8 protein-coding genes are annotated in these 13,728 nt (G+C 33.7%); 4 read left to right on the top strand and 4 right to left on the bottom strand.

The features are described from left to right. Window positions 1–1,483 precede the first annotated feature (1,483 nt). Together P3F56_RS03575 and P3F56_RS03570 are read left to right on the top strand one after the other, a co-directional pair. Window positions 1,484–2,599 carry an ABC transporter permease gene (locus tag P3F56_RS03575; RefSeq protein ID WP_281153420.1) on the top strand — a complete coding sequence of 372 codons (1,116 nt, stop codon included), beginning with the start codon at window positions 1,484–1,486 and terminating at the stop codon, window positions 2,597–2,599. A 626-nt stretch (window positions 2,600–3,225) separates the two neighbouring features. Next, the gene (locus P3F56_RS03570) at window positions 3,226–3,363 is read left to right on the top strand and encodes a hypothetical protein (RefSeq protein WP_281153419.1); all 138 of its coding nucleotides are present in this window, start codon (window positions 3,226–3,228) and stop codon (window positions 3,361–3,363) included. Between the two features lie 1,176 nt (window positions 3,364–4,539). On the opposite strand, the gene hemL is transcribed toward P3F56_RS03570, so the two are convergent. Next, on the bottom strand, window positions 4,540–5,841 hold the full coding sequence (hemL, locus tag P3F56_RS03565; RefSeq protein ID WP_281153701.1) for a glutamate-1-semialdehyde 2,1-aminomutase: 1,302 nt from the start codon (window positions 5,839–5,841) through the stop codon (window positions 4,540–4,542). A 212-nt stretch (window positions 5,842–6,053) separates the two neighbouring features. Then, on the bottom strand, window positions 6,054–6,380 hold the full coding sequence (locus tag P3F56_RS03560) for a septal ring lytic transglycosylase RlpA family protein (RefSeq protein ID WP_281153418.1): 327 nt from the start codon (window positions 6,378–6,380) through the stop codon (window positions 6,054–6,056). A gap of 213 nt (window positions 6,381–6,593) precedes the next feature. On the opposite strand from P3F56_RS03560, the gene P3F56_RS03555 reads away from it, so the two are divergent. Beyond that, a complete protein-coding gene (locus tag P3F56_RS03555; RefSeq protein WP_281153417.1) occupies window positions 6,594–7,340 on the top strand; it encodes a tetratricopeptide repeat protein in 747 nt (248 codons plus the stop codon). A 175-nt stretch (window positions 7,341–7,515) separates the two neighbouring features. Here the strand turns inward: P3F56_RS03555 and P3F56_RS10430 are convergent, their stop codons facing one another. Beyond that, window positions 7,516–7,641 carry a transposase gene (locus P3F56_RS10430; protein WP_405054764.1) on the bottom strand — a complete coding sequence of 42 codons (126 nt, stop codon included), beginning with the start codon at window positions 7,639–7,641 and terminating at the stop codon, window positions 7,516–7,518. 1,376 nt (window positions 7,642–9,017) lie between these two features. Here P3F56_RS10430 and P3F56_RS03550 point away from each other — a divergent pair. Continuing rightward, entirely contained in the window at window positions 9,018–9,395 is a 378-nt protein-coding gene (locus P3F56_RS03550) for a DUF423 domain-containing protein (protein ID WP_281153416.1), read from the top strand. A gap of 1,727 nt (window positions 9,396–11,122) precedes the next feature. Here P3F56_RS03550 and bchD read toward each other — a convergent pair. Next, window positions 11,123–13,135: a magnesium chelatase ATPase subunit D gene (gene bchD / locus P3F56_RS03545; RefSeq protein ID WP_281153415.1), complete on the bottom strand. Its 2,013-nt coding sequence runs from the start codon at window positions 13,133–13,135 to the stop codon at window positions 11,123–11,125. Window positions 13,136–13,728 lie beyond the last annotated feature (593 nt).

Raw genomic sequence — 13,728 nt, 5'->3', positions numbered from 1 at the left:
ATAAAAGGAATTAGAAATTTAAACTAATTCTACATTTACAAAAATAATGATCAAGGATAAATTTCTCAATATTCTCATAAAGAACAGAAGCGTCGTAGAGCTTATACTGAGAAAACAGTACTAGACGTAATTTATTCTGTATAGTTAATAGCATATGAAGACTCAAAAGTTAAAAATATGGTCGGAAACCGACACTCAGTTAAAAGTATTAAGGACACTGAATGCTCTCTTTTATAGGTATCGGTTAGAGTATTTTGGCTTAAATATGGCAAGCTAACAGTGGCAGTTACCTTACAATCAGTAAAAACTATTCTAGTTCTGGTTAAAAAGTCCCAAAATCTCTGTTAACAAAAACCTATATTTGTTCATACGGATATATTGATAAAATATCCGTACATAAATACCACACTTGATATTCTTAAACTAAAACTTATTACCGATTATTTTAGCTTTTTCTGAAATTCATACTTCTGGTTCATCTTATCTTTTAAATTCGTATATTTTTTCTATTTATTTTTATTTTTACACATATTATTTATCTTCTGTCGAGTAATATTGTTTCTTTATAATTGAGTTATTATTGTAATAATATAACTTTAAATTTAAAAGTTGACTTTTGTTAGTAATTTATTTTATAGATTTTTTTCTTATCTATAAGTAGTTACTGTGTAATCTTCTGTTTACTTTACTATTTTTAGTTATAAATCTAAAGTATTAAGATTCTCTTTCAATAAACGACATACTCTAATTTTTTGTCCTACTTTAATTGTTTTATGACGTAAATTATCACTATAAAGTGTCGGCATAACTGATAGTGCTCACTCAACCGTTTAATTACTTCTTTTCTGATTACTAAAACCATCCTAAAACTTTGCATATTTCTATTCTCTAAAGAAGAAAATAATTGTGATATTCTCAGAGAGGTAAAAAAAATAACCTAGAAAGAATAAAATATAACAATCTTAAAGACCTCTCATAAGAGCATTTAAATATTTTAAATAGCTAAAAATTATCTATTAGCTTACAAAAGCGAAAAAGGTTAAATCAAATTCTGAAAGAATCAGTAATTTTTTCTTTAAAAAGGTCTATAAACGAAAACATACAAAAAAAATAACAAGTAAAAAAACAGACAGAGAGATATATAAAACTGATCAATACTGCAAATGTAGAGAAAAATACTGTTTTTGTCATTAAATAGAACTTATGATATTGCTTTAATTACTATTTTTTAGAGTAATTAAAGCAATATCAATTTAACCATGAGTATTTAAATATAAAAATACAAAATAATTATCTTTTTTAGTGTTTATTTAAAGACACTTATCTTGACAGATCTAAACTAATCAAGATAAATGTCTTTGTCTCCAGAAAGCGAAAAGTAAAAGATTTTTCCCATCTTCCTGTCTCCAGACCTTATCATCGGTAATCAAATATTGAGTCAGCCACTATACAATCAACATATAAATGATTAGCTATAGTGCTTATGAACTGGTTTCAAAAACTTAGAAACAACCATCTAGCTCGTTTTGGAGCAACTATATTAATATTTTTATATATTTCAGTAATTTTAGCGGATTTTATTGCTCCCTACAATCCCTATCTTTCTCAAGTTGACGGGTCTTTGTTGCCCCCAACTCCCATCTACTGGACAACCCCAGAAGGAAAGTTTATTGGACCTCATATTTACCCCACAACTCAAAGTCCAACAGATGTGGAAACAGGAGAACGGACTTTAAATGTCGATTTTGAAAATCCTACACCCATTCGTCTGTTTATTAAAGGTGACCGTTATCAACTGTTTCAACTTCGCCTTCCTTTACCTCCCGCTTTTGAAGAAGTAGAACTGTTTCCAGGAATACCTGTTAATCGCCATCTATTCGGGGCGGTAGGAAAGGCTAAATTTAACCTCCTTGGAACTGATGAACAAGGACGAGATGAATTCAGTCGATTGCTATTTGGCGGAAGAATTAGTCTATTTATTGGCTTAGTAGGAATTGTAGTTTCTTTTCCCCTCGGTATACTTGTTGGAGGTATTTCTGGCTATTTTGGGGGGTGGTTGGATATGATATTAATGCGTCTGGTAGAAGTATTAATGACCATTCCAGGAATTTACCTGTTAGTTGCCTTAGCGGCAGTTCTTCCCCCCAGTTTAAGCAGTGCACAACGATTTTTACTCATTATTCTCATTACTTCTCTTATTAGTTGGTCTGGACTAGCAAGGGTGATTCGAGGTCAAGTTCTCTCTCTCAAAGAACAAGAGTTCATCCAGGCAGCAAGGGCAATGGGAGCAACTCCTGGACGAATTATTGTTCGTCATGTGTTACCTCAAACCGCCACCTATATCATCATCTCTGCTACTCTCGCTGTCCCTGGATTCATTGTGGCTGAGTCTGTGTTGAGTCTCATTGGTTTAGGAATTCAACAACCAGATCCTAGTTGGGGGAATTTACTTTCAGTAGCTACTAATGCCTCGATTTTAATTCTACAACCTTGGTTGATTTGGCCACCTGCCCTTTTGATCGTTCTTACCGTTTTATCCTTTAACCTACTTGGTGATGGACTACGTGATGCTCTAGATCCTCATTCCCTTAAAAATTGATACTCTTCCAATTGGAAAGATTTTGTCTGTTTTTATTATAATTTTTTTATTGCTCAATAATAGCTCTTGACTCTTAGAAAAAGTCAAGAATAACTTATATTTCGCAGTTTATACAGATTGTTGAGATAGATTTTGTCGGTAAAATTAGTATTTCGCGAGTAACAACTGATTTCCTAGCTCTAAAATTAGTCGAGCATAAGTCATGTTGATGTAAATCCTAGAATTTATCATCTGTCCCGACGGTCGTATATCAAGAGAATGTTTCAAATATTATTGAAGCTTCTTGTTAAGAGGTAACTGTAACAATTGAAATTTAATTAAGACGAGTTCTATCTAATGAGAAAACTGCGCAGTATTACACTCAAACCTTCGATTAATCCGCTTAGTTTTTTTCTAAAACACTCCTAAAAATCCACCAATTGTGTTTAACCTTAACAAGAGTAAGTTAACTAACAATCGTATTATAGTAACTCTTGATGAGAAAGAAAATGTCTAGAAAATCGTTAGTTGTGATTGTCTGGATTCAGAGTAAAAAAACTCATCGTTAACTCTGAAACCTTAACTAAATGTTTTGCCAATCAAGTACAAGAGATTAGGATACTGAGTTCCAGTATTGCTCAAGTTTATTGGAATTTACCCAAAGCACAGGAAACAATCCATTTTCACGAACAGGTGATTTAGGATGTTTGCGTTATGATGAGTTATTTATAATTGGTCGTCTCAAGGATTTAATTATTATCCGAAATCAAAATCATTATCCCTAAAATATTGAGTTAACGGTAAAACAAACTAATAAAGTTCGGCGACCTAAGTTTGGTACAGCATTTTCTAGAAATGTCAAGATTGAGGCATGATTGGTTTTTGTTCGATAATTTCAGGAAATTCACTTTATTTACGCTTGAATATCTTTCAGATAGTTAAAACTATTTGTCAAGCTGTCGCCTCATCACATCAGTTATAAATCTATGAGATTTTTTATTAAAAACGGGGACTATCTTTAAGACTTCTAGTAATAAGATTTAGTCTCATACTTGCAAAGCTGGCTTTTTTGAGGGCAGTCTTCATATAGTTAGAAGTAGTATTAATTGAGAATTTAATGTGTTAGACAAACATATTTTTGAGTGAATAGAAGAAATCTGTTGGCTGTGATATCCCAGATAAGTCCGGAGTTTCTGACATCTCATCTTCCATCTTCAGACTTTAATCTTGAATGTTTTAAAAGTAGACTTATCTAAGTTAGATTGGGAAAACCTTTTAACTACTATGAAACTCCATTTACCGACGGTAGTTAAGATGAATGATCTTCCCCCGGAGAGTTAAGAAGCCTCTTTTCAAGCAACCCCAATTTTTGAGTGTCGCACAGTTGAAGTTTTTGCTAATTATCTAGCAACAAAACTCTATCCCAAAATTGTCTCAAAGCTATAAGATGGGGTTAGTTGAAACCTAGAATTTGGGATAGAGTTTTGCTTCTCCTTCAATCGTGATTCAGTCAAGGGATTCTAAAGCTTCTTTCTTCCGCATTCCTGGATATGTAGAAACTACATTCTAACCCTATTCTCTAGCCTTTTATCTGGGTGTTGACTAACCATTTTATGGACTACAAATATAAATCGAGCCGAACCTAAGACAAGCGTAGAGATAATCACTACTTACTATATAAAAATAATCAAAGCAGACTAAGCCCACCGGCCCCTATTTTTTTCGAGTTTATTAGTTCCCCTGACAGGTAGCCTTTGGGATATTGCAACAGTTACGTACGAAAAACTGGGAATTTTTGAGAAAGGCAGAATTGTTGGAAAAATGGGACGAACAGAAGATATAAAAATTAGATTTAATATGAAAGTCGATGCAATACCACAAGTGACTGAAGAGAAAGCACCCCTCACTCCGTTAGATCATTGACTGCTAATCAAAACTCTCTAACTTTAAAATTCTCTAACTTATAAAGTTGCGAAAACCTTGCGAGCTGTCTCTAAAGTTAGAGCAATATCCTCGTCACTATGAGCTAAGGAAGTAAAACCAGCCTCAAATTGAGAAGGAGCTAAATAGACACCATGTTCGAGCATTCCCCGGTGAAAAAGGCTAAATTTATGTAGATCAGACTTTTTGGCATCATCGTAGTTACGGACAGGTCCTTCCGTAAAAAATAGTCCGAACATAGCCCCGATACGACCACCATAAATAGCATGACCTGCTTCTTGAGCAAGTTTGATTAAGCCATCACTAAGTTTTTGGGTAATTCTATCTAAATATTCATAGGTACCCGGTTTTTGTAGCAATTCAAGGGTTTTGATCCCCGCAGTCATAGCTAAAGGATTACCTGATAAGGTTCCTGCTTGATACATCGAACCTACTGGTGCCACCATTGCCATAATATCCTTACGTCCTCCATAAGCTCCTACTGGTAAACCACCACCGATAATTTTACCCAACGTGGTTAGATCAGGAGTAACACCAAATTTTTCTTGAGCTCCCCCATAAGCTAAACGAAATCCCGTCATTACTTCATCAAATACTAGTAAAGAACCGTATTCTTTAGTTAGCTCCCGTAAACCCTCTAAAAATCCAGCATCAGGAATTATAAAGCCGGAATTGCCAACAACTGGTTCTAAAATAATTCCCGCGATTTCATCAGGATTTTCGGCAAACAGAATTTTAACCGCTTCTAAATCATTATAAGGAGCCGTTAAAGTATCTCTAGTTGTGGTTTTAGGAACTCCTGGGGAGTCAGGTAAACCTAAGGTTGCAACCCCTGATCCTGCTTTAACTAAGAACATATCAGCATGGCCATGGTAACACCCTTCAAATTTAATTATCTTATTGCGTCGAGTAAATGCCCGTATAAGACGCAAGATAGACATACAAGCTTCTGTTCCTGAATTGACAAATCTAACCATCTCTATACTAGGAACGGCTTCAATAACCATTTCTGCCAAGATATTTTCCTGAAAAGAAGGCGCACCAAAACTAGTTCCTTTTTCTAAAGCTTCATGGAGGGCTGCAATGACTTCCGGATGAGCATGGCCACAGATAGCCGGTCCCCAGCTTCCTACATAATCAATGTACTGGTTGCCATCTACATCCCAGATATAGGCTCCCTTAACGCGATCAAAAACAATAGGCTGTCCACCAACGGATTTAAACGCTCGTACTGGGGAACTGACCCCACCAGGCATTAATTTTTGGGCTGCGGTGAAAATTTCTTCTGATTTCGTGGTTGTGAATAATGCTGTGCTAACCACTATTGTCTCCTTTCTGTTGGTAATTGGGCGACTTTGTTTGAGAATTAAAGTATGGGTTATCTTAACACTTAACACTGATTGCCTAAGTTTAATTATCCTACGAATACACGAAGACCACTCATGAAGTTTATAGAAAATTATTCTTCTTGATAGAGTATTTGCGCTAAATTTTTTTTAGTTAAAATAGGATAAGAAAGGTTTAGAGCTTGATTTTAACGTAAAACTTTAATACTTACTGGAATTCTACCTGATTTCAAAGAACCAATTTGTTGAAAGGCACCTCGAGACAAATCAATGTTACAACGACAGCGATCTACAACTCGGACAATGATACTCTTACCATTTTTGCGGTTTGTAACTTTTACTCTTGTACCAAAGGGGAGGGAAGGATGAGCCGCTAAAGGTTGATAATTGTTAAATATTACTCCTGATGCGGTTTTTTTGCCGTGATACTGAGAAGAATAATAAGTTGCTGTTTGAGCCTGTCCAGGAGCTGCAGTCAACGCTATCATCAAAGTAGATACCAACAGTTTTTTCATTGGAAGATAACTCCTCATACAAATAACCCAAGTTAATATACTCAGTTTTCTCACATTTGTCTAGTTGATAACACACCGCACGATGATTGCCAGCAGTAATTATTATTCGAGTGTGCCTTAACTATACAAATCTTGACTAACAAGAGTGGGGTTCTTAATAGATCAGGAGTTAATTGCTAAATTTTCTAAAATTACTCACTCGAGCAGTCCATTTTGAATTTCCCAACTTCCCCTGTTTTTTGTTTTATCTCACTCAAATCCTTTCTTATCTTGAGGATTAAATCTCGTGTTTACCTGTTTATCATATGTCTATTTCTGTTAGGTTTAAACATTGCCTGTAACCATAATTCTGCTAAAAAAAAACAAGCTGATTTAGTGAAAACTGGTTCGATTGAATTCGTTCAACAGGGGATTGCCAAAAGCCGTCAGGGTAATTTTCAAGGGGCTGCTAGAGATTTTACTAAAGCTGTTGAAAAAAATCCCAATGATGTTAATGCCTATTTTAATCGGGGGTTTGCGTATAGCCACTTAGGGAAATTTGAGTTGGCATTAGGGGATTTCAGCCGAGCTCTCAAACTCGATGCTAAACTGGTTGAAGCTTATGTTAATCGAGGGAACGTCTACTTACACCTAGGAAAAGATGAACAAGCGATCACCAATTATATGAAAGCTCTTAAACTTAATCCTAATGATGCTTTTGCTTATAATAATCTGGGATTAGCCTATTTAAACCTGGGCCAGGCAGATCTGGCTCAACATGACTTTACTGAGGCAATTAAACTTAAGCCCGACTATGGTGAAGTCTATTTCAACCGTGGACTAGCCTTATCTGATCTCGACCATAGTCGAAAAGCGATTGCCGATTTTAAAAAAGCTGCTCAATTGTGGGAACAACAGGGGTACGATCAAGGTTCTTACGCAGCCATTGAACAAATTAAAGCCCTAGAAGTAAAAAAATAATTTAAGCTTTACACAAACTTTGTTACTGTGATCATCACTTTCCATGAACCAAGGCTCATTCTTCCCCAATGTGCAGAAGGCAAGCCCAACCTACTTTTCAATTTTAAATCGAGAGAAGATCTTCCAATTAGATAGGTATAAACAGTCAGTCAAGCCAAAGAGTTAACAAAACATTTCAAACACTTTGATCTCTAAAATTTTCAATCTTAGAGATATTTTTGAGTTGGTCGTTGACCGTTCCAATCAAAAGATATTTACTAAGTAATATTTTATCAATCAGTTCAACTAACTTGTGCTTCATCTTCTGTTGATAACAAGGAATCACTTAAAGTATTTTTTTATAGAGTCTTTCAAAGAGTTTTTGAACAATATATTCTCGGTATTTCAATAATTTACTAATTAAATCTTACCTTAATCCAGGAAATGATTTACGGTCATCTGTTTTGCCTGAAGTTTTAAAAGCGAATTATTCACCGCATTCGTTTACTATTAAAAATAGTTGAAATCGCTAATACAATATTATACAATTTTGTACTCATATAACTAACTAAATATCTAAAATTTTTGTATACGTTACTGCGAGTCTTTTATCAGTCGGTAAACAATAGCAAAGGAACATTGCTATCCAGGGCATAAGTTTCACTAAACAATTGAGAAAATTACTTCTTACCCTTCCATCCACAAATTTTCGTCTAACTCACGTTATTCTATCAATGGTCTGCTCTTTATTTTTGGCGACTATTTTATCTTTTCAGACGAAGTATATTTAAGTTAATCTGTCTCAACATTTACCGTAGAGATAATAAAATTAAAGGAATTGCCAATAACTTGAATTGCTTCTAGATCACGAGGATTAACAAAATGATCAACCCCTGATTAAAGAACTTCTTATTTCTTTTCAGGGTTACTACAAAATGCTGTAATCTGATACCCTCAAAGGTGGAGAGATTCAATGGACATATAACTTAATCCCTGAACAGTCTAATTAAATTTAGCGCTGCATTATAACGATACGGTTGAAAACTGTAATTCCGCTTATTGCCGTATTTCTCTCGTTATTTTCAACTCTATTAGGTATTTTTCAATGGAGAATGAAGTTTAGTCACTAAAATAGGGATTTGGATTTAGTTTTATGAGTTAGGAAAATTATTAATAATTATTGATATTAATGTTGATTGTTATAGTTGTCGGAGTAATAAATAATTTTGGCATACAATGTTTGGTAAAACCTCTAGTTTATCTTATTTTTTTATTATGCCTAAAACTAATTATTCAGATTTTGCTAGAAGTTTATTGAATTTTTCAACTAAATTAGTTGTTAGTGATTAGACTGCTCTCATTTTCTATAGATTAAGTTTTTTTTATTGTGCTTAATATGGAGTAAGTTTAACAAAACTATCTTTAATTCGCTTTTTTCTAGCTTTGATGATTATGATGATTAGTATTATTGTTTCTAATCCTCCAGTTTTCACTTTGGGCACAAGGTTCTTAAAAAGAGATAAACTTTTACTATACTTTTCCATTTTAGAAATGCTATGATTGGAGATGATTGCTGCAATTGATTGTTGAACGGAGATTACAAAAACAACAATAGAATAAAGTAACTTAAGAATCAATTAAGTGCTAAATTCGCACTTAATGCTAAACCGTAGTTACAAGCGAGCTTAGAGTAAAAAAATGGTTAAAGTATTTATGATAGTTGGATCAACTTTAGCAGGATTAGGAGTGGCTGGAGGCGCATTTGCTCGTCATAGTTTAAAAAATCGATTAAGTGCTCACGCTTTAGATATTTTTGAAACAGGAATAAAATATCAAATGTATCATTCCCTAGCTTTATTGTTGGTTGTGTTATTATTAACCAGCCAACAAAATTATCCTTCTAGTTTATTATGGGCTGGATATGGATTTATTTTAGGAATGCTCATTTTTTCAGGAAGTCTTTATGCTCTTAGTTTAACTGGAATTAAATGGTTAGGGGCAATTACTCCCATTGGTGGGATGGCATTTATGATTGGATGGGGAAGTTTAGTTATTACTGCTTGGAATTGGAAATAAATTTGAAAAGAACTACATTTTTAAAAATTAATCTAACATTAGATTTGTTTAATTACAATCAAAACGATGCCATTACTTATTAATTTAGACATATTGCACATTTATGATGGTTAGGTTCTCTTTTTAATTTTAAAAAGTTCTCATATCTTTAATAAATCTTATTCTGAAAAATCTTTAAGTAAATAATCTACCCATTCTCATAAAATTTTCTTTTTGAGAAAAAGAGTAATGGCTGTTTCTTTGTTTTTACGATTGTTAATCGATTGATAATATTATTATTACTTGTATAAAGATGAGTTAAAAAACTGTATCGATAATATATACCAGCACCAGTTTAATAAAATCAGTTTTAGAATTTTTTTACCTTGTAAATACAAATACTGTTTTTTAAGTCATTAAGATCATTATCATCATTAAATATACCTGCTCGTTGCAGAAAGATAATCTTATAATTTTTGTTAGTTGTATTAAATATTTTTATTTCTTATTTCGGATTAATTGTAATATTCTTTTTCTGATTATCTATCAGATAAAATCTAGTTGTATAATCTAATGTAAGATTCTAAAGAATAATATATCATAAAAGCACTACCAATTGAAAAGCCCACAGTGATTGGGGTATCTAGGAACTTTTTATAGTTGATAAAATTATCCTAAAAATTGATCAACTAAATTAAATTTAACATTTTATTTCAGCTACTTTTTGACGGATCTGTATGTCTTGTTCGACAGCAAAGTACTACTTTGTAGATTTAAACGTTTTTCAAGTATATTAATTAATATTTATTTTTTTCTAATTAGAGTTATTGAACGTTTTTAATTACTTGCTGCAAAGCTAATCTTTTAAGCATACTTTTTTTGACAATTTAGTTTTTTCTATTGTACTTCTATTTTTATTTTTAAATATTTAATACCTTGAATTTTATCTATATTTCCCACGAGCTCAATGATCACTTATTAATTGAACATAACATAGATTTCTAATTGTTAAGATTAGTCTCTTAATCGAAGCTACAAGATTAGTTTACTAAAATTGAGTTTAATATTGTAACTTTTAGAATAAAGAAGATCGAAAAAAAGTCTTGATTGGTGTTCTATTGTAAGAATCACTAAAGGTAGTATACATGATACATAAATCATAGTCAAATTATCTTTTAATCTCTACTTTTTTTTATTACATACACTGGTTAACATAATATTTGTATTTTTAAAGTTGTTTGGGAGAAACTAGACAACTTTTATTAGGTAAATTTGTCTAGACAAGTACTCAATAAAAACAAAGTTTTAACCCAGATAATATTTTTATTAATTTTATAATTTCTATATCATTTTTTTAATTTGTTTTTATTGTCAACTAAAGTAGTAGTATAGTTTATAGTTTTTTGACTAATAAATAGTTTTTAGCTGACAAAATTTCAATCTTAGTTCTAGTTATATATAAGTAGTAATCAAGATAACTTGTATTCCAATACACTCATTTTTATGTAGTTAAATACTTGCCATGAACTTGCCATAAGGTTATCAACGTTTAACCAGAACTAACTATAGTTATTCAAAATAAGACAGTTTATTAACTAGAAATTAAGATTTCTAAGATATTAATATCAATGTTACCCTATAACAGGTTGGGTAAAATCTTATGTCTCAGACTTGGATTAACAATGTTGGAATAATTTGAGTTATTATCAGGATAATCAATAATGTTACACTATTATCCTTGGTTATGTTTATTTTAAATCTGTGATCGCCTCTCTAGCCATTTGTGCAATTGCCTGATCTGTTGCTCTGGGTAATTGATAGTAAGTTCCCCCTGCAGTTTGTGCTAACTCTTTTCCAAAACCTGTAGAAACGAATTTTTTTTCTGTATCGATGATCAACAATTTCATACCTAAAGCCCGAGTTTTTTTGGCAATTTCTAATAGTTCACTTTGAATATCTGGCTTTTCCCCTTCAGGTAAAGATTCTCCTAAAGATTTGGCTAAAGGAATGTTACCCCGTCCATCAGTAATAGCAACAATGACAACTTGTCCAATATCCCCAGACATCTTAGCATTTATTCCTACATGAACTGCTTGAGATAAACCGTGTGCCAAAGGTGAACCACCTCCACAGGGCAAAGTTTCTAACTGTCGTTTTGCCAAAGAGATAGAACGGGTAGGAGGTAATAAAACCTCTGCTTGTTCTCCTCTAAAAGGAACTAACGCCACTTGGTCGCGGTTTTTGTAGGCTTCTGTTAACAGACGCATAACTGCACCTTTAGCTGACTGCATCCGGTTCAAGGCCATCGACCCTGACGCATCTACCACAAAGATAATTAATGCCCCTGCTCTTCTCGTCATATATTTCGATCGAATATCTCCTTGTTCAAAGATGACACTACGACCAGGATGACGCAAACGACGAGATTTTTGATAGGGGGCCGCAGCCCTTAAGGTTGCATCGACGGCAATACGTTTAACTTTTCCTTTAAGAATTATGGGTTTGATGTAACGTCCCCTGTCTTCAGAAAAAATGAAGCCACGAGTTCCTGAATTTCCTTGTTTTTGGGCTTTTTGGGCAAAAACAAGAACATTAGGATCGATGATAACTCCCTCTACATCAAAAATGAACTCTTCAGGAATATTTAGAGGTTTTTGTTCGGGGTCTTCTTGGTTTTCTTCTTGTTTCTCTTGGTCTTGGTTAGACTCATCTTGAGTTTGTTCAGGAGGTGATGGCGGGGGTTGTTGCTCATCTTCAGGAGGAGGCTGTGTTATCGTAGAACGAGGCACTATGACCAATTCCACTGCCCGTTTTAGGTCTCCTGGGGTTACAATATTACGTCCTTCTAGGGCTGCTGCTACTTTAGCGGCTCGAACGGCGAAGAGTTCAGCGCGATGCCCTTCTGTGACTCCCCGGATAGCTTCCTCAACCAAGTAAGCAATCTGATCGTTAGTAATTTTAACCTCTTTTAACCATTCTCGTGCGAGAATAATCTCAGTTTTAATATCGTTTATTTCATCGTTATACTGGCTTATAAACGCTTGAGGTGAATTGGCATGACCAATAGCTCGTTCTACTGCTTGGACTCGTTGATCTAAAGTTAAGACACAATCAGCATAGATGGCGATCGCAATGCGGTCTAATAGATTTTGTCTCAGGGGTCCTTCTTCTGGGTTATAAGTGGCAATTAATAAGGGTCGACAATAATGTTGAAAACTAATGCCTTCCCGTTCAATTTGATTGCGTCCTTCGGTTAAAACAGTCAATATCTGATTGGAAATTTGATCATCGAGTAAGTTAACTTCATCAATATATAAAACCCCACGATGTGCCTGTGCTAATAATCCAGGTTGAAAGACTGCTTCTCCTTTTTCTATAGACTCTTCTACATTTACTGAGCCTAATAGTCTATCTTCAGTAATCCCAATAGGAACTTGAATAAAAGGAGCTGGTATAATTTCTGTCGGAATATTTTCTAAAACAAGATTTTGATATTGTTCTTGAGTGTTGTCGTCCCATTCACTGGGTTTATTGTGATCGCAGTTAAAGGGGTTATTTTTTATCCTTTCAATCGGAGGTAATAAAGCATGAATTCCCCTGGCTAAAACAGATTTTGCTGTTCCTCGACGACCGGCAATCACAACTCCTCCCAACCCTGGATCAACGGCAGCCAAAAGTAAGGCAAACTTGATAGCTTCTTGTCCAATGACCGCCGTTATTGGAAAATTAGTTGAGGGTAAGGATGGAGTGGGGACAGACATGAGTCAGGAATGATTAATTATCAATTTAAGTTGCTTATCTCTCTATTTTATCTTAAAAAACATCTCTTTTAGAAACTCTAATAATTTTTAGGGAATTGAAGGATTACACTGCTCAAGTTCGACTTTTTATTTGTTCGTTTATATTTTATGTTTAATCATACTTATCTGTCTCAGATTATATTCAAGTTTAGTATAAAAAAAATTAACAAATTGTTCTAAAAATATGAAATTGATTACAAGTAAATTGTATCAAATTAAATGATAGAATTTGCCTGGCAATTTCATATTGCCAGATTATCCACTGGATGATGTTCATCAACCTGCTCTTGCTGCTGCCTAATACTGCTATCACAACTACGAATAATAGTGTTTACGCTATAATCAATAGTAGTGTAAAGGCTTTTAACTGGGTTTATATGCCTCATATTCGTGTCTATGACACTTAGCTATCCCCTTTTTCATGGGAAACTCCTCATTATCAAGCAGGAATCTATTTCAGACACAAACCAGAGTAAATATTGTAGTAAACTTACCTATCCTCCCAGAAATAGTTCTTTTAAAAATAAATCTTCAAAGTGCCTTATTAAAGTATT

Origin of the sequence: cyanobacterium endosymbiont of Epithemia clementina EcSB (genome assembly GCF_029919255.1) — a bacterium.
Lineage (GTDB): Bacteria > Cyanobacteriota > Cyanobacteriia > Cyanobacteriales > Microcystaceae > Rippkaea.
Note: the sequence above shows the minus strand (reverse complement) of the source record. Positions and strands in the feature narration are given on the sequence as shown.

Bases quoted from the DNA above. Each gene is read 5' to 3' on its own strand.
- P3F56_RS03575 (WP_281153420.1), top strand. From the start codon at position 1,484: ATGAACTGGTTTCAAAAACTTAGAAACAACCATCTAGCTCGTTTTGGA.
- P3F56_RS03560 (WP_281153418.1), bottom strand. From the start codon at position 6,380: ATGAAAAAACTGTTGGTATCTACTTTGATGATAGCGTTGACTGCAGCT.
- P3F56_RS10430 (WP_405054764.1), bottom strand. From the start codon at position 7,641: ATGAAGCACAAGTTAGTTGAACTGATTGATAAAATATTACTTAGTAAA.
- P3F56_RS03550 (WP_281153416.1), top strand. From the start codon at position 9,018: ATGGTTAAAGTATTTATGATAGTTGGATCAACTTTAGCAGGATTAGGA.
- bchD (WP_281153415.1), bottom strand. From the start codon at position 13,135: ATGTCTGTCCCCACTCCATCCTTACCCTCAACTAATTTTCCAATAACG.